This window comes from uncultured Tateyamaria sp. (genome assembly GCF_947504105.1).
In the GTDB taxonomy this organism is placed as follows: domain Bacteria; phylum Pseudomonadota; class Alphaproteobacteria; order Rhodobacterales; family Rhodobacteraceae; genus Tateyamaria.
Map to the genome: position 1 here is coordinate 1 of NZ_CANNGP010000042.1, position 21706 is coordinate 21706.

The following is a 21706-nucleotide window of genomic DNA, read 5'->3' on the forward strand; positions in this document are numbered from 1 at the left end:
GGACGTGCGGCACGATCTTGCGGTCGACCAGCCAGCCCAGAAGTGGCCCGGTGCCGTAGGCGGTGTCGGCGATCAGCTGCTCGAGATGCAGATCGAACTTCGCCTTCACCCCTGTCAACATCGTCTTGGTGATCCCACTTCTGCCTGCCGAATAGATCGCGTGGCTTCCATATCGACGGTCACCCCGTGATCGGTATCGATCAGGTAATTGTCGGAATAGCTAAAGAATGCTGGTCCTTTACGAGCAGCTGTCCATTGGCTGGCAGGATCTGAATGCGAGGTCAACTTGGGCTGGACCTCGCTGGCAGTGCCGAATGCCGCCTCATCAAGTGTGCCGAGATACTCGCGGACCGCACGAGGCGCATCTGCTGGTTCGATGCTTGCGGCGTCCCATTCTTCCTTCGGCGTCGAGTTCTGCTTGTCCGTATCGACGTCAATCAGGCTGGCATCAATAGCCATGCGCTGACCGCTGACAAGACCTTCCTCGATGCAGCGCGCGACTGTCGTCTCGAACAGGTGACACAGCAACTCACTCTCGCGGAAACGTCTGTGCCGGTTTTGGAAAAGGTGGAAAGGTCAGGAACGCGGTCATTGAGATCGAGACGGCAGAACCAGCGGTAGGCGAGGTTCAGGTGTACCTCCTCGCAAAGTTGCCGCTCGGACCGGATGCCAAAGCAATATCCCACCAAGAGCATGCGGATCAGCAGTTCGGGATCGACCGACGGGCGGCCAGTGTGACTGTAGAAATCAGTTAGATACTGGCGGATGTCGCTCAGATCGACAAACCAACCAATTGATCGCAGCAGGTGATCATTTGGCACATGATCCTCGAAAGAGAACTCTTAACAACAGCGCAGCTTGTGCCTCCTACCGCGGTCTCATCATCGCCAATCCCTCCTTGCAGGCCGAATTGAATCAGCGACTTACCATTCGATCAAGTCAGGGTTTTCCAACAAAATACGCCATCTCGATCATTGAAGATCATTCTGAAATCCGGATTTGGAGCCATCCATTCATTGCAGCAAGAGGCGGCATTCAGACGCCTATTTGATGCGTTTGAAATGGAACACACAAGCGCCCAAATTCACTGGATACATACTCTGTCGTAACGTGTCGATCCCGGGTTTCCTGTCGCGAGGCCAATATAATCCAGAAATGAAACTCGAATGATGTTGTTCATCTGAAGGAACGCGCGCAGGCCAGATAACCGTCTGAGCAGCCAATTTCGGTGTGAGCACCGCACCTCAGAAATGACGCGACAGGAGCTTTCCCCTAGTGCCCATTTGTTTTTATGATCACTAGCCCCTGCTTGACATACGCCGCTGCGGGGTAGACCGAATATCGACGACCGACCAATTGCAGTGTCATCAACCTGCCGTCACTGCTGTTGGTGAGATGCCCCTTGGCACGCACGACCTCGGGGTTAAGTGCCAGTTGGTCGGCGAAACTCTCAGCATCGACGGCATCGGCCATTGGCAGAGTCTCTGTCACTAAGTGAATGTGATGTGGTGTATGGTCGGTTCCGAAGGTTTGCTGCGTGTCTTGGCGCGACAGAAGTAGAATAGACTGCGTCAGATCGGCACCCTCGCTTTCAATCACGGCGGCGTTTGGCGCATGATCTGCAACGATCTGGCGGGCGCGTTGCATCTGGTCTGGTGTTGCCAGATCAACTTTGGTCAGCACCGCAAGGTCAGCTGCAGCGAGCTGCCGCGTCACGGTATCTGACAGGTAGGGGTTCGCAAGCTGGTCCGACAGAACCTCTGCATCAGCCAAAAGAACAATGCCCAAAACCTCGATATCATTACCGAAAAGACTGATCGCGGCCGCAATGTTTCCGGGCAGCGCGACACCGGAGGCCTCCAGCAGGATGTGATCGGGCCTCGGTTCCAGATCGCGCATCTGCGCCATCGCCATCATCAGATCATCACCGTAGGAACAACACACACACCCACCGGCCAGTGTGATCAGGTCATCACCTTCGGCTTCGATCAGGTCTTCATCTATCGGCAGACTGCCAAATTCATTGACCATCACCGCGTAGCGTGTCCCGTTGGCATGGCGCAGCAACTGATTGACAAGGGTCGTTTTGCCGGCACCCAGATAGCCCGCAATGATGGTCAGCAGAAGTGGGCCATCAGACATCGGCAGCCGCGAAAATCTCTCCACCCAGAACGGTGCCCCAGACCCGTGTGTCCTTCAGCCCGTCCACGCCCATGTCCAGCGGATCGTCTTCCAGTACCGCGAAATCGGCGCGTTTACCCGCTTCGATCGATCCAACCTCACCATCAAGGTGCAATGTGTAGGCTGCTCCCAACGTAATTGCGTGGAGCGCCTGATCGAGCGTGATCTTTTCGCGCTCACCCAATATGCGGCCGGAGGCGGTTTTCCGGTTCATCGCGCACCAGCCGGTGAAGAGCGGGCCCAACGGAGTGATCGGCGCATCCGAATGGATCGCAAAGGGCACATCCAGACGCGCGGCAGTGCCAGCGGCATTCATGCGCTCGGCCCGTTCCGGCCCCACGGTCAACTCGTAATGCTGATCCCCCCAGTAGTGGTGATGATTGGCAAACAGGTTCACGCAGAGGCCAAGTTCTTTAATCTGTTTGAACTGCGCAGTGTCTGCCAGTTGGCAATGCTGCAAGGTAAATCGGTGATCCGTTGCGGGATGTTCGCGCAATGCCCGCCGCATCGTGTCGATCACCAGTTGTGTGGCCTCATCCCCATTGGTGTGGCAATGCACCAGAATACCCTTTGCCAAAGCGTTTTCCAGAACATAGGCCAGTTGCTCGGGCGCGATGTACCAAAGACCATTGGGGGCTCCATTGTAGTAGCCCGGTGCACGCAGGCGTGCCGAGAACCCCTGGATAGAGCCATCCACCACAATTTTGATCCGTCCCAGACGCAGCTTATCGGTGCTTTTGGGCGCGAGGTCCTCAACATGTTTGATCAGATCTTCCGGGCTGACCCCATGATGAAAGCGCAAGGGGACGATACGGGCCGGGAACGTCTTGTTACCAGTCACCTTGTGCATCAAGTTGACCGCATCCTCCGGAAGGCGGGCTGCAAGATCCGTTGCGGTTGTCACACCTGCCCGCACGCATAACTTGCCAAAGCGCCACATACCGCCCTCATCACAGGCAAGCATGTCCCGGTCGAACCCCACGTGGATGGACACGGGGCTCATAACATCGGGGCCCTTCAGCTCGCCGGTCGGCAGACCGTCAGCCCCCAGCGGCACCCCTTCGTGATTGATACCCGGACGCAGCAGGCCCGCGAGTTCCAGCGCCTTGGTATTCACGTTCATAATGTGGCCCGAGGCGTGCATGATCCCGATCGGACGCTCTGTCGAAATACTGTCGAGTTGTGCACGGTTGACGCGTTGGTTGTCGAAGTAGATCGGGTCGAGCGACCAAGCGGGAAGCGGCGCGGTCGGGTCGTCCATCTTAGCCTCTGCCGCAGCGAGCTTGGCCAGAACCTCGTCCAGAGACGGGCAGCCCACGTTCATTTCGCCTTCGGGCGACATGCGGTCAAAGAAACCGACATATGTATGGGACCACAGCGCCCCTTCCTGAAGGTGACAATGCCCCTCAACAAAGCCAGGCATCAGAACTTTGTCAGCGAAATCAATATTTAACTCATAATCACCCCAACCTCCGAGGTCTGACAGATTGCCCGCACCAAGGATGACGCCATCGCGAATTGCCACATGAGTGGCTTCGGGATTTTGGGGGTTCATCGTCAGGATCTTACGAGCGGAAAAAATCGTTATCATGGCAAAATCCATCGTGTTTCAGGGCGTGGCCTCAGACTTAAGAGGTTTTCCTTCTCCCAAAAAGTAGATTTAATTGCCCATATCGACATATTTTTTGGTGGAAGGCATGCCAGGTAATCTGACACTCAAACAAATGCGGTATGTGGCGACAGCGGGGCGGCTGGGTTCCATTGCCGCCGCAGCCAAAGAACTGAGCATCTCGCAAAGTTCTATAACGTCGGCCATTGACGTTATAGAAGCCGAACTGGGGTTCGACATCTTTATGCGTGTGCCTGCCAAGGGCTTACACAAGACCCGAGCCGGAACCGAAACACTGAAGTTGGTGGATGGATTTCTGGCGGAAAGCCGCGAATTTGAATCGGAGCTATATGCGCTCGGTGGTGCGATTACCGGCAGCATCCGGCTTGCCTGTTTTGCCACCGCCGCATCAATATTTCTGCCGTCAGCGATCAAACGCTTTCAGGCCGACTATCCTAACGTTCAATTCGAGTTGGTCGAGGGCGACATGGACAGCGTGATCGACTATCTTGATAGCGGTGCCGCGGACGTCGCCTTCACCTATGAAGAAGTGACCGGGAACCACCATACATTTGACGCAATGGTAGACCTGCCGCACTACGCATTGGTCAACGATCAAGATGACCTTGCGCGCCGTTTAGAAGTCAGCCTCGCTGATTTGCAAGATCGTCCAATGATCAACCTCAAACTGCACAAGTCACGCCAGTACTATCCCGACTTATTCAAACGGGCGGGAATTGACGTGCGCATTGCGCACACATCATCCTCTGTTGAAATGATCCGCACCCTTGTCGCGTCGGGATTTGGATTCTCGATCCTGAACGCACGCCCATTTTCAGACAAGGGCATCAATCGAGGGATCACCGTGTTGCCGGTCACTGACCCAATTCCCGCGCGGCGCTTTGGCATTGTGACGCAAGCCCGCCAAACCTTGCCGCGGTCCGTAATGAGATTTATCGAATGTTGCCAAGGACTTCGCAACGAGGGCCTGTTCGAGCAACTTGCCGTGCGAGAAGTGGAAGCCAGCTAGAAACTATGTTTTTTGGTGCATTCAAGCGTATTAAATCTATTTTCCCGAAGGATCGGATCATCCTACGCTCTTCCTAATAATAATCATATCAACGGGAGAAATCTGGATGAAGACACGTGTCCTGACCAAATTGGCAATGGCCATCAGCGGCGCTGCCATGTTGTGTTCAACCGCGATGGCCGAAGAACCAGTACGCGGCGGAACACTTGTAACAACCCTACCGCAAACACCGCGCCATCTGAACCCAGCCGTTCAGTCCGGGATCGTTACCGGCGCGCCCGGCGCGCAACTCTTTGCGGCACCTTTACGCTATGATGAAGACTGGACACCCCAGCCTTATCTCGCGGAAAGCTGGGAATGGTCCGATGATGGCCTGTCGATGACATTGAAGCTGGTGCAAGACGCCCGTTTCCATGACGGAGAGCCGATTACCTCAGAAGATGTCGCCTTCTCGGTTGATACTATCAAGGCGAACCACCCGTTCAAGACAATGTTTGGTGTTGTAGAAACCGTAGAAACGCCAGACGCACATACCGCAGTTCTGAAACTGTCCCAGCCCCACCCGGCACTTTTGCTGGCTATGTCATCACAACTGATGCCAATCATCCCAAAGCACATTTACGGCGACGGTCAGGATCCCAAGGCACATCCACGTAATGGTCAGGATGTCGTAGGATCAGGCCCATTCAAATTTGTCGAATTCACCGCAGATCAGCAGGTTATCCTGGAACGCAACGGCGATTTCTTCATTGAGGGGCGCCCCTATCTGGACCGGATCGTCTATCGCATTATCAAGGATGCCTCAGCCCGCGCCATTGGGATGGAGAACGGCGAGTTGCACATGACGACCTTTGAAAACACGGTGCGCAATATCAAACGCATGAGTGAGAATGAGAACCTTGTCGCAACCGATGAAGGCTATGCAGCGATTGGTCCGATCAACTGGTTGGCGTTCAATACCGGTTCTGACGGTCCTTTGGCTGACAAGCGGGTGCGTCAAGCGATTGCCTACGCGGTCGACAAGAAGTTCATTCTTGATGCGATCATGCTGGGGCTCAGCCAGGAGGCAAAGACCGGCATTCACCCCGGCTCGCCGCTGTATTATCCGGATGTGAACGGCTATGATCTGGATCTCGACAAGGCAAATGCGCTTTTGGACGAGGCTGGCTATCCTGCTGACAGCAGCGGCACACGGTTTTCCTTGACCATTGACCACGGCAACCCGACGACGAAACCACAAGCTGAATTTACCAAGGCATCACTGGCCAAGATCGGCATTGATGTCACTGTAAACTCCTTTGTGGATTTCCCGACCTGGGCCAACAAAATCTCGAACCATGATTTTGATATGACGTGGGATACAGTGTTCAACTGGGGCGACCCGGTGATCGGCGTCCACCGCACCTATGACAGCCAGAACATCAAGGAAGGCGTGATTTGGTCGAACACACAGCAGTATAAGAACGCAGAGATTGATCGGATCATGGGCGAGGCCGGCCAAGAGATTGACCCCGAAAAGCGGGCGGCCCTGTACAAGGAATTCCAGGAGATCCTTGCAGAGGACCTGCCTGTATATTGGACCAATACGCTGCCTTACCACACGATCTACAGCAACAAGGTGGGCAATCCGCCACTTGGCATCTGGGCGTCCTCGTCGCCTTATGATCTGGTCTTCTTGAAAGAGTAGCCGTCAAACAACTGCTTTGACGTCCCTCCCCCATTGATGGGGGGGACATTTTACGGGGTGCTTATGAACATTCTAAAGGTTTTGGCACAACGGCTGTCTTATGCGCTTGCGCTGCTGATCGCTGTTCTTGTGCTGAATTTCACGATGATCAACCTCGCTCCGGGCGATGTCGTGGACACAATTGCTGCCGATATGGGCGGCGCAAGCGCCGAGTTGATGGAACAGATCCATACCGAATACGGGTTGGACAAACCCATCATCGTGCAGCTTGGCAATTATGTTTGGCGGGTCCTGCAATTCGATCTCGGGCATTCGTACTTTTACAACCGCCCCGTGACCGAGATGATTTTTGAGCGATTGCCCGCAACATTGCTGTTGGTGTTCTCGGCGCAAATCTTTGCGCTGATCCTGGGCATCTTGTTGGGCGTCTTTGCCGCCATTCGCCCAAACGGCATCCTGAGCCATATCGTGACCCTTTTTGCATTGTTCGGATATGCAGCCCCGGTGTTTTGGACCGGGATTTTGCTGCTCATTGCGTTTTCACTGAATATCCCGCTTTTCCCGGTTGCAGGGATGCGAGATGTCACAATAGACGGTGGCTTCTTCCCACAGGCGCTGTCGGTCGCGCATCACCTTGTCTTGCCAATGCTGTCTCTTGGGTCGATCTTTATCGCGCTTTATTCACGACTGTGCCGCGCATCCATGCTGGAGGTTCTTGGCTCCGACTACATTCGTACCGCCAAAGCCAAAGGGCTGAGCCCGCGCGACGTCACATTGAAGCATGGTTTGAAAAACGCCCTGCCACCGGTTGTCACCCTGGCGGGATTGCAATTCTCTGCCGTGATTTCAGGCGCTGTCCTGGTTGAATCGGTATTTTCCTGGCCGGGGCTTGGGCAACTTGCGCTTACGTCCATCCTTGCACGCGACACACCGACCATTCTGGGCATCCTGTTTTTCTCGGCGCTTGTCGTGATCATCGGCAACCTTCTGACCGACCTTGCCCTGCGCCTGATTGATCCCCGCATCCGGAAAAGCACATGAGTGAAAACACCGTTATCAAAGCCCGGTCCCCGTTTGCCGAAGCCTTCGGGATGTTCCGCCGCAATCACGCGGCAATGGCCGGGCTGTTCATGCTCTTTTTGATCGGCGGGATCGCGATCTTTGGGCCCATGATCTATCCTGGCAACCCCTTTGATATGGTGTGGGTGCCGTTCACCCCGCCGGGCCAGGAAGGTTACCTGCTTGGCACCGATTATCTGGGCCGGGATTTGCTTTCGATGCTCATTCATGGTGCACGGGTAACACTGACCGTTGGCTTGGCCGCTGCCTTCGTGACGGTCACCATTGGCATCACGGTTGGTGCTGTGGCTGGTTTCTATCGCGGTTGGGTCGAAGAAATCCTTATGCGTCTGACCGAATTTTTTCAGGTCCTCCCGACACTTCTGTTCTCAATGGTCATTGTTGCCCTCTTCGGAGCCTCGCTGCTGATGATTACAATCGCAATCGGCCTGGTCAGTTGGCCCGCCGTGGCACGGATCACACGTGCCGAGTTCTTGCGCATCCGGGAACTGGAATATGTGAAAGCCGCGCGCGCAGGTGGCGTACGGGACAACCGGCTTATCTTTGGTGTGATCCTGCCCAACGCATTGCCCCCGATCATCGTGCAGGCGGCCCTGATGGTGGGGTCCGCCATCCTCTTCGAAGCAGGTCTGAGTTTTCTTGGGCTGACCGATCCGAACGTCGCAAGCTGGGGTCAGATCATCGGCTCGAACCGGCAATATATCCTTGATGCAAGCTATACTGTCACGGTTCCGGGCATTGCCATCTTCATCACCGTGCTTGCCGTCAGCCTTGTCGGCGACGGGCTGAACGACGCCCTGAACCCCAAATTGAGAGAGCGCTGACCATGCCGCTATTGTCAGTCGAAGACTTACGGGTCGAACTTGCGACACGCGGCGGGATGGTGCCTGTCGTGGACGCGTTGTCCATGCATGTCGAACCGGGAGAGACGCTCAGTATTGTTGGCGAGTCTGGCAGCGGCAAGTCCATGACAGCGCTGGCCATCATGGGACTGTTGCCGCGCATCGGGCACATTGCAAAGGGCCGTATCATTTTCGAAGGCCAGGATCTGACCCAAATGGAAGACAGCGCGCTGCGTGATATCCGCGGCAATCAGATCGGGATGATCTTTCAGGAACCTATGACCTCGTTGAACCCGGTTTACACCGTTGGCGAACAGATTGCGGAAGTGTTGCGCCGCCATCAGGGGTTAAGCCAAACCGACGCATGGTCCCGCGCCGTCGAGCTTTTGGATGCGGTGCACATTCCCAATTCCAGACGCCGCGCTGCAACATATCCACATGAAATGTCAGGGGGACAGCGGCAACGAGTGATGATTGCAATGGCGCTGGCATGTCAGCCCAAGATCCTGATCGCAGACGAACCGACGACCGCGCTTGACGTGACCGTACAGGCCGAGATTTTCGACCTCATGCGTGAGTTGTCACGCGAGATGCAGACCGCCACGATTCTGATTACCCATGACATGGGCGTTGTTGCCGAAATGGCAGACCGGATTGTTGTCATGCTCAAAGGTGAGAAAGTGGACGGCGGCCGCGTGCACGATCTTCTGCAGAACCCGCAACACAGCTACACCAAATCCCTGATCGCAAGCGTGCCACATCTGACAAGTGAAACACTTGATACCACCCCACGCACAGACGAACACGATATCCCCTTGCTGCGCGTCAGAGACCTCACCGTGCAATTCCCGGTGAAAAAGGGATTTGGCAAACGCGAGATGTTTACGGCGGTGAACGGAATCAGCTTTGATATCGCCAAGGGCAAGACACTGGCACTGGTCGGCGAAAGTGGATCGGGAAAGACCACCGCAGCCCTCGCCGTGGCCCGCCTCGTCGATGCACAATCGGGCGAAATCACACTGGACGGCACCGATGTTCTGGCACTGGAGGGTGAAGCGCTCCGTCGGGCGCGCGCGAAAGTGCAGGTTATTTTCCAGGATCCGTATTCCTCCCTCAACCCGCGCTTGCGCGCTGGGGCGATTGTCAGCGAGCCATTGGACAATCTGGGAACCTACCCCGTCGCAGACCGGCCTGCGCGTGTGGCGGAGCTGTTCAAACAGGTGGGCCTGAAGCCTGACCAAATGAACCTTTTCCCGCATCAGTTCTCGGGCGGGCAACGACAGCGTATCGGGATTGCCCGCGCACTTGCCACAAACCCGTCTTTGATCATCTGTGACGAGGCGGTTTCGGCGCTTGATGTCATCATTCAGGCCCAAATCCTCGACTTGCTCAAAGACCTGCAGCGTGATCTCGATTTGACATATCTGTTCATCAGTCATGATCTTGGCGTTGTGCAGCAGATGTGCGACGATATCGCGGTCATGTATATGGGTGACATCGTAGAGCACGGGACCCGAAACGCTGTTTTCGCAGACCCTAAACAAGATTACACCCGTCGCTTGCTTGCTGCGGTCCCCTCTATTGAACGTGCGCAGTACAAGTTGAGCCTTGATCAGCCGGCCTAACGGGGTCGATTTAAAGGCTGATGGGGCAGTCCAATCGGGTGCCGTTGCAACCAAGACAGCGACCCCTCCGATAAATGCAACTGAATCTGCCGCGACCCACTGCCGCGACATCGCATGTCCCGCCCTAGTGGACGCATGCGCCAATAGGAGCGTCCAGATCAGGAAACTGGGATCCTACATGTTCGGACTTAGGACGATAACGCCGACTGTGGCCACGGTTGATAGCCTCACTCCATCGCAACACCGTAAACAAAACTAAAGCGTTCAAAGTGAAAATTTCTTCACTTGTCCACCGTCGCTCCATTTGAGCCGCATGATCTTTTTGAGGTGGGCTAAGTGCATTTCTACTTTCTTTCGTCGTCGGCTGGCATCGGTGTAGGCGTCTGTTTTGGCAATTTGGTGTGCCTTTTCATGCGCGGCTTCGTGGGCGTATCGTGAGATAATACGGGCGTCTTTGTTGGACGTGCACTGTTCTTTGAGAGCGCAGGCGGAGCAGCGTGTCTTGCTGGCGTAGTACCGTTCAATGCCATCCTTGCAGACGCAGGCGGTCAAGCCGCATCTTTCGCCAATACGTCTTGAGGGGTTTCCCACCAGGACAAGTGTATTTATCCGTGGCGGGATCAAAGAACGATGTGACCTTCGGCGTCACCTCACTTGCAGCACCAAATGCAGCGTCATCCAAGGTCTCAGGATATTCTTGCACGGCTCTTGGCACGACCGCCGGGTCTATCTGTGCCGTTTCCCATTCTACCTTTGGCGCCGAGTATTGCTTGTTCGCATCGGTTTGGATGATGCTGGCATCCGTCGCAAGGGTCTCGCCATCAACCAAGTCGTCCGCCATACAGCATGCCACGGCGGTCTCGGATAAATGCCGGAACAGATCGCAGTCACGGAACCTTCCATGCCGGTTCTTGGAAAAGATCGAACGATCCGGGATCGGATCCGAAAGATTTAGCTCGCAAAACCGGCGGCAGGCGAGGTTCAAGTGAACCTCTCGCATAAACGCCGCTCTGACCCAATACCGAAGCGATATTCCACCAAGAGCATCCGGATTATTCGGCGAGCGGCCTGTGCGGCTGTGGAAATCCACCAGATATACGCGGGTGCTGCTCAGATCGACAAACCGATCAATCGCACGAAGCAAGGGATCCTACCGGATGTCACCCGCCAGCGAGAACTCATGGAACAAGGCTGCCCGCCTTGACCCCTTCATCGCAAGCAATCTCCAGTATCAAGACCGAAATTGAAGCAGCGATCAGTTCACCAAACAAGCAGGGTGGCTCAACACAATCGGCCCAAACCGGACACTCAGCCTCCAGACGCCACAGGTTCAGTGCGGATTCACATCAGGAACACAAAAAACATCTGACGGTCGACGCCTACTAATACGTCTTACCCGTCACGACAGTTTCGACAGCTTTTCCTGTAATTCCGCCAGTTGCTTCTTGATGACATCCAGATCTTCAGCTTCTTCCTTGGCCTCAGCCTCAGGCGCAGTTCCCGAAGCGCCCCATGCTGTTCCAAGACCACCGGTCATGGCCTTCATGAATGCTTCCTGCTGCGCCTGCATCATCTCGAAACCGGGCATCTTGGCCATGGGATTCATGACATTCATGTTCTCCATGACCTTGCTCTGACCGTCGCGCAGCATCTCGAACGAGGCTTGCAGGAATTGCGGCACCACGGACGCCCCACCGCCCATGTAGCTGCGCACCAGATCGTTCAGCACGTCCACGGGCAGCACACTCTCGCCGCGGCTCTCGTGCTCGGCGATGATTTGCAACAGGTACTGCCGTGTCAGGTCATCCCCGGTCTTCAGATCAACGATCTGAACCTCGCGCCCGTCGCGGATAAATCCCGAGATATCTTCAAGGGTCACGTAGTCGCTCGTCTCGGTGTTGTAGAGCCGCCGACTGGCATAGCGTTTGATCAACAATGGTGCTGGTTTCTCTGTCACGTGCCTGATCTCCCCGATGCCGCGTGCTGCAACGCAGCTTAGGCGCGGCGTCAGGAAAAAGAAAGGGTGTGTGCATATGCGGCATTTTAAGCCCGCGCGGCTACTTCACCATACGCATCTGTTTCTTTCTTTAGAAACACGGCCAGCGCTTCCTCCACCGGTGTCGGCTGAAACGCGGGCAGGACAGCCCGCAATTTGCTTCCATCCATCGCGTGGGGCCTGCGCCACAGATATCGCATCTCGAATACTTCGCGCATCAAAGGGGACCACAGGCCCATCACCCACACTGCACTCCAGGGCAGTCGCGACACACGCATCGGCTTGCCGATAATCTTGGCCACATGGGCAATCAACGCGTTGCCAGTCAACGCATATCCGTCAAAACAAAACTCCTCAAACGCACTGAACTGATCCCGCTTTTCTGCCAGCCCGACCATCGCGCGCGCCATGTCCGGCAGATAGGCCCAAGCATGTACTTGATCCCGCGGGCCGGGATAGGTCAACTTGCCCTGCCCCGCCTTGGGCGCAATATGACTTTCAAACCAATTGCCCGATGCCTGGATGTCGATGAAATCTCCGCCGCGCAGCACGACCGTCCGCACGCCGCTGTCACGATAGGCCCGCTCCATACGAATGCGAATGCCGCCCTTGCGCGTGTTCGCGACCCACGGCGTGTCCTCGCGCAGCACAGGCGGCAAGAGACGTCCGTAGTTATAGATATTGCCCGGGATCATCACGGTCGCCCCGGTGACGCGCGCCGCCACAATCACCGCATTGGTTAGCTTTGGGATGGTTCGCAACCATTGATCATAGGGTGGGTTCACCGCATTCACGATCACATCGTGCCCCGCGCACGCCACCTGCAATGCCTCGGCATCTGTCGCGTCCACATCAATACAATCCGCTCCACTGAGGCCACGACCCGCCCAAGTTACGGTCCACCCCGCCGTTGCAAAGGCCTGCGCAGCCGCGCGCCCGAACCGACCCTTTGCACCCAAAATAATGACTGAAGCCATGTGTTCGTCCTCTCGATTTCTGAACTGAACCCTATCTAAACGAACGAAATTCGAATATGATCCACGTCAATTCGAAACAAACCATCCAAATATGAATAGATGAACCAACCAGACTGGTCCCAGATCCAATCCTTCGCTGCAGTCGCGGAACATGGCTCACTCTCGGCTGCAGCCCGAGCACAAAACAGCAGCCAACCCACGCTCAGCCGCCACATCACGCAACTTGAAGCGACGCTGGGCACTCGCCTTTTCGACCGCTCAAGCGGCGGAATGGTCCTGACCGATGAGGGGACAGACCTGCTGGCGCATGCCACCACAATGGCCGACGCCGCAGCCCGCTTTGGGACGGACCGCGATGGACATGGGAAAAAGATTGCAGGCACCGTCCGACTGACGGCCAGCCACGTGGTCGCCAATTTCATCCTGCCCCCGATCCTGTGCGAGTTGCACGCCACCTATCCGGGGATCGAGATCGAGGTGATTGCGTCCGATACAACCGAGAACCTGTTGCGGCGCGAGGCGGATATCGCGCTGCGTATGTACCGCCCCACCCAACCGGACGTGATCGCCAAACACATCGCGGATCTGCCGCTCGGCGCATATGCGGCCCCCAGCTACATCGAAAAGCATGGCGCACCCGAAACCCTGGAAGACCTGATGCACCACAGCATCATCGGCTACGACCGCAGCCCCCTGATCATCGACGGATTTGCCCAGCGTGGGTTCAAGGTAGGCCGCGACTTCTTTGCCTTCCGCAGCGATGACCAGGTGCTGTGCTGGCACATGGTGGTGGCGGGATACGGCATTGGCTTTGGTCAGCGGCGCGTGGGCGATGTGGATCCACGCGTGATCCGGGTCTCAAAGGATATGGATGTGGGCAGCATGCCGCTCTGGCTCACAGCCCACCCAGACTTGCGCCGCATCCCGCGTGTGCGCAGGGTCTATGATTGGCTGGCGCGCGTCTTGCCCACGTGATCCAGATGGGTGCGCATCACACCCAGGACCGGATGAAAGAGCGGATGGAACACCTCCAACGCATCGCCCATCTGCACCCAGATCACATCAAAGACATGGCGGCGCTCCTCATCACTGCCCGTGGGCGCATGCCGCCACGCAGGGGGCAATCCGGGCGGCGCATCAGCAACAAAGACATGCCAGATCGAGGCGGGGTCGGGACAGGTCCACTGGCCCAACGCAACCAAGGGCTGCGACAGCACCACACCGACCTCTTCGAACACCTCACGCCGCGCCGTCTCTTCCGGAGACTCGCCGGGCTCACGCGTGCCCTTGGGCAATTGTACCCGCGCCTGCGGATGGCGAAAGGCCAGCACGGCAAATTCGCGCACAATCGCGACAACGGATTTTCAACTGTGCAAGGGACTGTCATCGCAGCAGCATGGCACGGGCTCGGACAAAGAAAAAGGCGGGCCGCTTAGGGCCCGCCATAGTCACCGCGCCTTTCAGGGAGGAAAGTTGGCGCGATATATCGTTTGCGATTACTTCGCAGCAGCTTTCTTGGCAGCGGCAGTCATGTCACCGGTCGCTTTTTTCACCACGGCTTGCGCGTCTTCGCTGATGTCTTTGCCAGCAGCCATCATCAGCTCAACTGTGTCCATCTGAACTTTCTTGGCAACTTCGGCGAAAGCGGACATGTGTTCGGCTGTCACTTCAGCATAGGACGACGCGAAGTCTGTCATCGCTTTGGCGTAGTCGGCAGGCTCTGCCTTGGCTTTGGACATGTCGCCCAGTTTCGCCAGAGTTTCTTTGGTCCACTTCGAGGAGATTTCGGTGGACTTCTCTGCCGCGTCGATGGCGACGTGGCTCAGTTTTTCGTTCAGCGACGTTGCAGTCTTGAACGCGTCTTCCATTGCCGCTGTGTCGACGGGGAATGCACCCATCATGTCTTTGAACATCGCGGTCATGTCTTGTGCTTGCTTGGCCATTGTCTTCAATCCTTGTGATCGCTGCGGGCCCATCCCCACGTTTCTGCGTCTGCACAAGATATACATGCTGCACTGCAGCAAATCAAGCCCTTTGCTGCAGCGCAGCAAAAATAGCCTTCCGTCACGGAAAGGACATGGGAAATCAGGGCCTTGCCTTGACGGCCACGTAGGACCCGGGAGCATCTTCCAGCACAGGATGGGCAGAATCACCCGGTTTACGTGCATTCACCATCGCCCCGCCCCGCTTTTTCAGCCAAGCCCCCCATCGCGGCCACCATGACCCTTCGTGGAAGTCAGCACCCTTCAACCACGCCTCGTGATCCAGGCCCAGATCTTCATTGGTGTAGTGCCCGTACTTGTTCTTGCTGGGCGGGTTCACGATCCCCGCGATGTGGCCCGACTGGGTCATGATGAACGTCTTGTCCTTCGACCCCATCTGCTGCACTCCGCGATAGCTGTCTTTCCATGGCGCGATGTGATCGGTCTCGCACGCGATGGCGCAAAGCGGCACTTCAATATCGCCCAGTTCAAGGTGATGCCCCATCAGGTCGAACCCGCCCTCTGCCAGCTCGTTGCGTTGGCACAGGCCCCGCAGATACTGCATGGCCATCTTGGCTGGCAGGTTCGCCCCGTCCCCGTTCCAGTACAGCAAGTCAAAGGCCGGGGGCGTTTCACCCATCATGTAGCTCTTGATTGCAGGCGTATAAACAAGGTCGTTCGACCGAAGGAACGTAAAGGTGCGCGCCATGATGACCGATTGCAGGATTCCCTTGTCCTTGCATTCCGCTTCAATCCCGTCGATGAAATCGTCGGTCAGGAAGGGCGTGAACTCGCCCTGATCGCTGAAATCCGTCAGCGCCGTAAAGAACGTGGCCGATTTGATCGACTTGTCCTTGTGTCGCTTCAACAGGCTCATCGTCAGGGACAGCGTGGTGCCTGCAATACAGTAGCCGATCGCATTGACCTGTTTTTCGCCCGTAATCGCCTTGGCCTCACGGATCGCGGCTAAGTACCCCTCCTGGACATAATCTTCGAGGCCCACCCCGGCATAGGTCGCATCGGGGTTCACCCAGGACACGACAAACAGGGTATGCCCCTGCTCGACAATCCATTTCACAAGAGAGTTCTGCTGTTTGAGGTCTAGGATGTAGAACTTGTTGATCCACGGCGGGAACAGCACAACAGACGTCTTGTGCACTTTCTCGGTCGTGGGTGTGTATTGGATCAGCTCCATCATCCGGTTGCGATAGATGACCTTGCCCGGCGTCGTGGCAATGTTGCCCCCCAGTTCGAACGCTTTGTCATCAGCCAGCTTCACGATCAGTTCGCCGCTGTTGGCCTCCAGATCGGAAATCAGGTTCTCAAGCCCGTCAATCAGGCTTTGACCCTCGGTCGCCACCGCCTTTTCCAGCGCATCGGGATTGGTCGCCAGGAAATTCGTGGGCGCCATCATGTCGACGATCTGACGCGAGAAATAGGAGAGGCGCTGCTTCTCCTTTGGATCAAGGTCCGATACGGCCTCGACGGCGTGCTCCACAGCTTCAGCGTTGATCAGGTACTGTTGCTTGACGTAATTGAAATAAGGATGCGTGTCCCACAACGGATTGGCAAAGCGGCGATCCTTGGGGCCGGGGTTCGTCGGGGCCTGCAACTTGCCCGACGCCAGAGCCTTTTGCGCCTCGACAAAATGCGTCACGGATTTGGACCAGAACTGCAACTGGTGCTCCAGCACCTTGGCCGGCTCGCGGAAGGCTTCCTGCCAATAGGCGGTAGCAGCCTTCGTGAACAACTCCTGATTCGGACCGTCGAGCGCCGCATTGTGCGTGCTGCGGTGCGTCAAAACCTGGGTGAGTCGCTGGGTCAACTCTTCAACCTTACGGAGATTTCCATTCAATTTGTCGAAGTTTTCTCCCGAGACAGCACCATCGGTTGTGTCGTTGGTTGTCATGTTAAGGTCTTCCCCGTAGTGTTCGCACGTGCAGCAATGTCTGCGCGCGGCTCGCGCCGCATATGTATGGTCGCATGTTTCAGGGGGCAAAGCGACAAACCGTCCGACGCGGGATTGTGCGTACCCGCCCCTACAGTATGAAGGAGAGCGCGATGCGCTACATGATCAGCTACGACTTCATGGAAACCATGCGAAACACAAACCAATGGCTGGGCGCCACGGCCCAGGCTGTCGGAGCCTATCCCGCCTTTTCAATGATACCCAACCCAACGATGGAATGGATGCGGGCATGGGGCGAAGTGACGGAACGCACCTTCCAGCGGATGATTGTCAAACCCGACTGGGGCATCCCCTCGTTCACAGCGGAGGATGGCAAGGACCACCTGGTCAGTATCGACACTGTTGTGCCGGGCGACTTCGGCGACCTCATCCACTTCAACGTGACAGGGCGCAAACCACGCAAGCGCAAGGTGCTGCTGGTTGCGCCGATGTCCGGCCACTATGCCACGCTGCTGCGTTCGACCGTCATGTCGCTGATGCCTGATTGCGAGGTTTATGTCACCGATTGGCACAACGCGCGCGACATCCCGGTCAGCTCGGGCAAGTTCGACGTTGAGGATTATACCCTCTACCTTGTCGACTATATGCGCCACCTTGGCCCCGACACACACGTGATTGCGGTGTGCCAACCGGCACCGCTGACGCTAGCCGCGACGGCCTACCTGGCCGGGGAAGACCCCAAAGCGCAGCCACGCTCGCTTACGCTCATTGGCGGCCCCATCGACCCTGATGCGACCCCGACGGAAGTCACCGACTTTGGCCGACGCGTCACCATGGGCCAGCTCGAGGAAACGATGATCCAGCGCGTGGGCTTCAAGTACCCAGGCGTGGGGCGCATGGTCTATCCAGGCCTGCTGCAACTGGCGTCGTTCATGTCGATGAACGCCGAAAAGCACTCCAAAGCATTCCAGGACCAGATCAGCAAAGTCGCGCGCGGCGATGCAGGTGATCACGACAAGCACAACAAGTTCTATGACGAATATCTTGCGGTCATGGACATGACGGCAGAATTCTACCTGTCCACCGTTGATCGCATCTTCAAACGCTGCGAGATCGCAAAAAACGTCTTTACCGTGAACGGCAAACAAGTCGATATCGGCAAGATCACAACAGTGGCCGTCAAGACGGTCGAAGGGGCGAATGACGACATCTCGGCCCCTGGCCAGTGCGTTGCGGCTTTGGACCTGTGCACGGGCCTGCCGGACGAGAAAAAGGCAAGCCACGTCGAACCCGGCGCTGGCCACTACGGCATCTTCGCGGGCAAAAGCTGGCGCAACAACATCCGGCCCCTGGTGCTTGAGTTCATTGACGACAACTCTCCCAAGACACCTCCAAAAAAGGCGGCCAACAGGAACAAGGCGGCTTAAACGGTGGCAGGTGCGGATCTCCCCTTCGCCTGTGATTGCGGAAAACTCCGGGGCAAGCTTCTGGGAGTGTCCCCGTCGAATGGCACCCGCGTCGAATGCTACTGCCATGACTGCCGCGCAACCGAACTGTATGCGGGTCAACCAGACCCGGCACCCGGTGGCGTACAACTGTACCAGACAGTGCCGGACCGCGTGCAGTTCGACGATGGCCTTGATCAACTCGCCGTCTTTTCCCTCTCGGACAAGGGGCTCTTGCAATGGCAAGCCCGCTGCTGCGGTGCCGTGCTTTTCAAAACAATGCGCACGCCAAAGATGCCCTTTGCATCTTTCCGCACCGACCGGCTTGAGGATGACAGCCCGCTGGGTCCAATCGTGGCCCGCGCCTTTGTCCGCAAACCAAATGGCAAGCGCGGCCATGATGGTGGTTTGAAATTCATGGTCGGCTTCGCAAAGGGTGCATTGTCCCGGCGGCTCACGGGGCTCTGGAAGCAAACCCCGTTTTTCAACCCAGACGGATCACCTGTCCGAGACATCCACGTGGTGCCCGAAAAAGAGCAGACCGCACTTTATCCGAACCAAGGGGGATATCGTCGTGACGTCAGTCGCTTTGAGCAGCCGCAGCCGCGAAGCCGACTTTGAACCACAGTTGTCAAAGGTTGAGGTCGGCCCTTTCCGGATGAGGTGGATGGCTCCCGCTCCACCGGCATCGAACGTGCCAAGCTACTCTCTTTCTTTGAGACCCTACTGCGATGTGTGGTTGGCATGGAGGCACGTGATTCGGCGCACCACTGGGGCCGCGAGCTGCGCAAGCTCGGCCGTGATGTCCGGTTGATGCCTGCGGCCTACGTCAAACCCTATGTGAAGCAAGGCAAGACAGATGCAGCAGATGCCGAGGCCATCTGCGAAACGGTGCGGCGGCCAACGATGCAGTTTGTCGGGATCAAATCTGAAGACCAGCAGGCCGTACTTGCCATCCATCGTGCGAGGGATCTGGTCGTCTGCCAGCCCACCCAGATCGTGAACATGATCCGAAGCATCCTGCGAGAGTTTGGTTATATCCTCCCGACAGGAATTGAGGCGGTGTCCAAGTTCGCGTGAGCACGGAACCGAGGAGCAATTGGTATGTCAGAAATTGCGGACGGTTTTTTGGGCGTGGTGTGCCACCAGTTGAATGGCCTCAATGTGCGGATCAATGGGCTCACCAAACTGATCGAACGGCACGCGTGAGCTAGCCACTGATTCTCCACCGTGACCCAATGAACACGCTCGAATATCCGACGCTATGCTTCCGTATTGCTTCCGGCAACACCCGCACAGATCGGCACATACCACGCACCACCCTTTAGTGCCTTGATTTTATTTGTGAAACGTCACGAGGTCTTTCCTCTGAGTTAATCTAATGTGTTGATTTTATTGTACCCCGGCGCGTTGGTACGACAACATATTTTCCTTTTTCGAAGCCAAATTTTTCCTTCAATAACTCGCCCAATGGCCGACGGCTTCTATCGTCGAAGCCCTCAAGACTGCATGCGATCACGCACGACAAATGTACCAGCTTGTGGCATTGTCGATGCCATCAAAGTTGGTCTGTTCAAAAGGGGAATGTTATGGGTGGAGTGTCGGAACGTTGTCCAACTCATCCGGGCGAGCTTTTGAGGGAAGATGTAATCCCCGCCTTCAAAAAATCGAAGACGGAGGTCGCTCGTTTACTTGGCATCTCAGGTCAACATCTACATGACATCATCGCCGAACGGAAACCGGTAAGTCCTGAAGTCGCGGTGCGGCTTGGGAAGTTGTTCGGCAACGGTCCTACCATATGGATATTGATACAAGCAGGCTATGATGCGTGGTGCGCGTCTCAAACAGTTGATGTTTCTGACATTCCCACTATCGGCGGCCCTATTTGAACCGCAGCAAACACATCGAACGCAATCATGGATCTTTGCTCTGCTGTAGCAAGAACAGCTCGCGCTCATATTGAAGCGAATTCACTCGTTGGAAGAGCTCAAATCCATCCAAAAGCAGCAAGGTACCACACAAAAAGCAGACAGCTGCGACGCATATCCCAAAAAACAATAGATATGTTTCAGCGGTCCAATGCAGGGTCTTTCGAAGGCCCTCAGGTGTTATTGAAATCAGGTAGTCAGCAGACCGCCTCAACCACATCGGGCGATAGTCATGTTCGGCCCGATAGAACAGTTTGAATTGCCTGAAGTAAAGGGTAGCAACGTAGAATACCCCGAACATGATGAACGGTAGTGCAGCAAGCCATCTAACAAGCATTGCCGCCAAATGTGGGTGATCTCCTGAGCTTGCCAAACCGTTTACCAGAACAGCTGCAACGGCGCCGGTTGCTATTATCTGCCACTTGGCCAAAGACCCAAGCTGTTGCTCAGCAGCCTTATAATCATACTCAGTTGGTTGCGGTTGATCCGCCATCTTTATTGTATGCATACTATTTCCCTTTCGATATTCTCGCCGTGACGCCAACCTCGACGCAAGCGAGCCTCTGGGGATTGACCAATTTGCCCCTGGATCGTTTGAATTCACACCGATGTCGGCCAGGAGCAAACCAGGCCGCCAACGATCTTAAGGTCGAGTTAGGTACGCCGTGTCATACCTTGCAGTCACTCTATTTCGGAAATGCGGTTGTAGTGGTCTACCGACATCAGCACGAAGGCTGGTTTACCGTAGCGGGTGATCAGGATGGGGTGCTCTGCGGCCAGCTTGAGGAGTTCCTTCGTCCTGCGTCGCAGCATACTGACCGTGGCGGTTCGCATGGGCTCGTTCATGGTGTAGGCTCCTTCGCGTTGTGCTCGACGTCGGCCCAGTGCTTGTTCACTGGCAGCGATTTGGCACGGCGTGCGATATCTTCAAACCGGACCGGCATGAAATCCCAGACATCAACACCGACATTCACGCTGTTCCGTGATCCGCGCCAATTGTTATGGACGTGGCCGAAAAATTGGAGTGATTGGCGGCGCGCATAATTCCAGGTGATCATCGGGTAATGACAGAGCGTATGGGATTGGCCATGTGGCCCGTCGCGGACCTCGACTAGATGCGAGATGCTGTCCCACGGGAGCTGCAGGGTTGGCTCAAGATCGTGGTTACCAACTATTAGGTGCTTTCGAGCACCAGGTAGCTGTCCAAAAATGCCGTTTAAGTAAGTGGCTTCTTTGGCTTTCGGACCAAATGCAAAGTCGCCAACGATCCATAGATCGTCATCAGGACCGACCTTAGACCAAAGGTTCTCTATCAACACGGTGTCCATATGCCCGGCATCACGAAATGGCCGATCACAGAACCCAATCACGTTTTCATGCCCGAAGTGGGTGTCGGCAGTGTACCAATTCACCAT

21 protein-coding genes and 2 pseudogenes are annotated in these 21706 nt (G+C 56.1%); 10 read left to right on the top strand and 13 right to left on the bottom strand.

Going from position 1 to position 21706, the window contains the following annotated elements:
• The 3 genes and pseudogenes from Q1A75_RS19245 to Q1A75_RS19255 all read right to left on the bottom strand — a co-directional run.
• A pseudogene (locus tag Q1A75_RS19245) lies at positions 1–852 on the bottom strand (transposase); the annotation flags it as partial.
• A 420-nt stretch (positions 853–1272) separates the two neighbouring features.
• Positions 1273–2142 carry a CobW family GTP-binding protein gene (locus tag Q1A75_RS19250; protein ID WP_299555684.1) on the bottom strand — a complete coding sequence of 290 codons (870 nt, stop codon included), beginning with the start codon at positions 2140–2142 and terminating at the stop codon, positions 1273–1275.
• Complete coding sequence (locus tag Q1A75_RS19255) at positions 2135–3772, bottom strand: amidohydrolase (RefSeq protein ID WP_299555682.1); 1638 nt, start codon at positions 3770–3772, stop codon at positions 2135–2137. The genes Q1A75_RS19250 and Q1A75_RS19255 overlap by 8 nt, the downstream gene beginning before the upstream one ends.
• 106 nt (positions 3773–3878) lie before the next feature.
• On the opposite strand from Q1A75_RS19255, the gene Q1A75_RS19260 reads away from it, so the two are divergent.
• From Q1A75_RS19260 to Q1A75_RS19280, 5 genes are all read left to right on the top strand, one after another.
• Positions 3879–4820, top strand: a complete 942-nt coding sequence (locus Q1A75_RS19260; protein WP_299555680.1) for a LysR family transcriptional regulator — start codon at positions 3879–3881, stop codon at positions 4818–4820.
• 106 nt (positions 4821–4926) lie between these two features.
• Positions 4927–6507, top strand: coding sequence for an ABC transporter substrate-binding protein (locus Q1A75_RS19265; RefSeq protein ID WP_299555679.1), 1581 nt, complete (start codon positions 4927–4929; stop codon positions 6505–6507).
• 63 nt (positions 6508–6570) lie between these two features.
• Positions 6571–7548: an ABC transporter permease gene (locus tag Q1A75_RS19270; protein WP_299555678.1), complete on the top strand. Its 978-nt coding sequence runs from the start codon at positions 6571–6573 to the stop codon at positions 7546–7548.
• Entirely contained in the window at positions 7545–8411 is an 867-nt protein-coding gene (locus tag Q1A75_RS19275; RefSeq protein WP_299555676.1) for an ABC transporter permease, read from the top strand. Before Q1A75_RS19270 ends, Q1A75_RS19275 begins: the two co-directional genes overlap by 4 nt.
• 2 nt (positions 8412–8413) lie before the next feature.
• Entirely contained in the window at positions 8414–10054 is a 1641-nt protein-coding gene (locus Q1A75_RS19280) for an ABC transporter ATP-binding protein (protein ID WP_299555674.1), read from the top strand.
• A 264-nt stretch (positions 10055–10318) separates the two neighbouring features.
• Here Q1A75_RS19280 and Q1A75_RS19285 read toward each other — a convergent pair whose 3' ends face one another.
• From Q1A75_RS19285 to Q1A75_RS19300, 4 genes are all read right to left on the bottom strand, one after another.
• Positions 10319–10606, bottom strand: coding sequence for a transposase (locus Q1A75_RS19285; protein WP_299592692.1), 288 nt, complete (start codon positions 10604–10606; stop codon positions 10319–10321).
• Positions 10575–11198, bottom strand: coding sequence for a transposase (locus tag Q1A75_RS19290; RefSeq protein ID WP_299555672.1), 624 nt, complete (start codon positions 11196–11198; stop codon positions 10575–10577). The genes Q1A75_RS19285 and Q1A75_RS19290 overlap by 32 nt, the downstream gene beginning before the upstream one ends.
• A 255-nt stretch (positions 11199–11453) precedes the next feature.
• The gene (phaR, locus tag Q1A75_RS19295; protein ID WP_299555670.1) at positions 11454–12011 is read right to left on the bottom strand and encodes a polyhydroxyalkanoate synthesis repressor PhaR; all 558 of its coding nucleotides are present in this window, start codon (positions 12009–12011) and stop codon (positions 11454–11456) included.
• A gap of 86 nt (positions 12012–12097) precedes the next feature.
• Entirely contained in the window at positions 12098–13027 is a 930-nt protein-coding gene (locus Q1A75_RS19300; RefSeq protein WP_299555668.1) for an NAD-dependent epimerase/dehydratase family protein, read from the bottom strand.
• Positions 13028–13126: 99 nt separating this feature from the next.
• Here Q1A75_RS19300 and Q1A75_RS19305 point away from each other — a divergent pair, with 99 nt between their 5' ends.
• Positions 13127–14002, top strand: coding sequence for a LysR family transcriptional regulator (locus Q1A75_RS19305; protein ID WP_299555666.1), 876 nt, complete (start codon positions 13127–13129; stop codon positions 14000–14002).
• On the opposite strand, the gene Q1A75_RS19310 is transcribed toward Q1A75_RS19305, so the two are convergent.
• The 3 genes from Q1A75_RS19310 to phaC form a co-directional block, all read right to left on the bottom strand.
• Positions 13969–14373 (bottom strand): NUDIX domain-containing protein, encoded by a 405-nt coding sequence (locus Q1A75_RS19310; protein ID WP_299555664.1) that lies wholly within the window; start codon positions 14371–14373, stop codon positions 13969–13971. The two genes, Q1A75_RS19305 and Q1A75_RS19310, sit on opposite strands and share 34 nt — an antisense overlap.
• 150 nt (positions 14374–14523) lie before the next feature.
• Complete coding sequence (locus Q1A75_RS19315; RefSeq protein WP_299555662.1) at positions 14524–14970, bottom strand: phasin family protein; 447 nt, start codon at positions 14968–14970, stop codon at positions 14524–14526.
• A gap of 142 nt (positions 14971–15112) precedes the next feature.
• The gene (gene phaC / locus Q1A75_RS19320) at positions 15113–16918 is read right to left on the bottom strand and encodes a class I poly(R)-hydroxyalkanoic acid synthase (RefSeq protein WP_299555660.1); all 1806 of its coding nucleotides are present in this window, start codon (positions 16916–16918) and stop codon (positions 15113–15115) included.
• 152 nt (positions 16919–17070) lie between these two features.
• Between phaC and phaZ the strand changes: the two genes are divergently transcribed.
• The 4 genes and pseudogenes from phaZ (at position 17071) to Q1A75_RS19340 (ending at position 20252) form a co-directional block, all read left to right on the top strand.
• Complete coding sequence (gene phaZ, locus Q1A75_RS19325; RefSeq protein ID WP_299555658.1) at positions 17071–18345, top strand: polyhydroxyalkanoate depolymerase; 1275 nt, start codon at positions 17071–17073, stop codon at positions 18343–18345.
• A 3-nt stretch (positions 18346–18348) separates the two neighbouring features.
• A complete protein-coding gene (locus tag Q1A75_RS19330; RefSeq protein ID WP_299555656.1) occupies positions 18349–18984 on the top strand; it encodes a DUF6151 family protein in 636 nt (211 codons plus the stop codon).
• 66 nt (positions 18985–19050) lie between these two features.
• A pseudogene (locus Q1A75_RS19335) lies at positions 19051–19398 on the top strand (transposase); the annotation flags it as partial.
• Positions 19399–19952: 554 nt separating this feature from the next.
• Positions 19953–20252, top strand: a complete 300-nt coding sequence (locus tag Q1A75_RS19340; RefSeq protein WP_299555654.1) for a HigA family addiction module antitoxin — start codon at positions 19953–19955, stop codon at positions 20250–20252.
• A gap of 25 nt (positions 20253–20277) precedes the next feature.
• Here the strand turns inward: Q1A75_RS19340 and Q1A75_RS19345 are convergent, their stop codons facing one another.
• From Q1A75_RS19345 to Q1A75_RS19355, 3 genes are all read right to left on the bottom strand, one after another.
• A complete protein-coding gene (locus tag Q1A75_RS19345) occupies positions 20278–20799 on the bottom strand; it encodes a hypothetical protein (RefSeq protein ID WP_299555652.1) in 522 nt (173 codons plus the stop codon).
• A gap of 173 nt (positions 20800–20972) precedes the next feature.
• Entirely contained in the window at positions 20973–21137 is a 165-nt protein-coding gene (locus Q1A75_RS19350) for a type II toxin-antitoxin system prevent-host-death family antitoxin (protein WP_299555650.1), read from the bottom strand.
• Positions 21134–21706 carry a metallophosphoesterase gene (locus Q1A75_RS19355; protein ID WP_299555648.1) on the bottom strand — a complete coding sequence of 191 codons (573 nt, stop codon included), beginning with the start codon at positions 21704–21706 and terminating at the stop codon, positions 21134–21136. The genes Q1A75_RS19350 and Q1A75_RS19355 overlap by 4 nt, the downstream gene beginning before the upstream one ends.

What these genes read in the sequence shown, in the direction of transcription:
- Q1A75_RS19340 (WP_299555654.1), top strand. Translation starts at nt 19,953, where the DNA reads ATGGGTGGAGTGTCGGAACGTTGTCCAACTCATCCGGGCGAGCTTTTG.
- Q1A75_RS19275 (WP_299555676.1), top strand. Translation starts at nt 7,545, where the DNA reads ATGAGTGAAAACACCGTTATCAAAGCCCGGTCCCCGTTTGCCGAAGCC.
- Q1A75_RS19315 (WP_299555662.1), bottom strand. Translation starts at nt 14,970, where the DNA reads ATGGCCAAGCAAGCACAAGACATGACCGCGATGTTCAAAGACATGATG.
- phaC (WP_299555660.1), bottom strand. Translation starts at nt 16,918, where the DNA reads ATGACAACCAACGACACAACCGATGGTGCTGTCTCGGGAGAAAACTTC.
- Q1A75_RS19350 (WP_299555650.1), bottom strand. Translation starts at nt 21,137, where the DNA reads ATGAACGAGCCCATGCGAACCGCCACGGTCAGTATGCTGCGACGCAGG.
- Q1A75_RS19280 (WP_299555674.1), top strand. Translation starts at nt 8,414, where the DNA reads ATGCCGCTATTGTCAGTCGAAGACTTACGGGTCGAACTTGCGACACGC.
- Q1A75_RS19305 (WP_299555666.1), top strand. Translation starts at nt 13,127, where the DNA reads ATGAACCAACCAGACTGGTCCCAGATCCAATCCTTCGCTGCAGTCGCG.
- Q1A75_RS19345 (WP_299555652.1), bottom strand. Translation starts at nt 20,799, where the DNA reads ATGCATACAATAAAGATGGCGGATCAACCGCAACCAACTGAGTATGAT.
- Q1A75_RS19355 (WP_299555648.1), bottom strand. Translation starts at nt 21,706, where the DNA reads ATGGTGAATTGGTACACTGCCGACACCCACTTCGGGCATGAAAACGTG.
- phaZ (WP_299555658.1), top strand. Translation starts at nt 17,071, where the DNA reads ATGCGCTACATGATCAGCTACGACTTCATGGAAACCATGCGAAACACA.
- Q1A75_RS19265 (WP_299555679.1), top strand. Translation starts at nt 4,927, where the DNA reads ATGAAGACACGTGTCCTGACCAAATTGGCAATGGCCATCAGCGGCGCT.
- Q1A75_RS19300 (WP_299555668.1), bottom strand. Translation starts at nt 13,027, where the DNA reads ATGGCTTCAGTCATTATTTTGGGTGCAAAGGGTCGGTTCGGGCGCGCG.
- Q1A75_RS19255 (WP_299555682.1), bottom strand. Translation starts at nt 3,772, where the DNA reads ATGATAACGATTTTTTCCGCTCGTAAGATCCTGACGATGAACCCCCAA.
- Q1A75_RS19270 (WP_299555678.1), top strand. Translation starts at nt 6,571, where the DNA reads ATGAACATTCTAAAGGTTTTGGCACAACGGCTGTCTTATGCGCTTGCG.
- Q1A75_RS19250 (WP_299555684.1), bottom strand. Translation starts at nt 2,142, where the DNA reads ATGTCTGATGGCCCACTTCTGCTGACCATCATTGCGGGCTATCTGGGT.
- Q1A75_RS19260 (WP_299555680.1), top strand. Translation starts at nt 3,879, where the DNA reads ATGCCAGGTAATCTGACACTCAAACAAATGCGGTATGTGGCGACAGCG.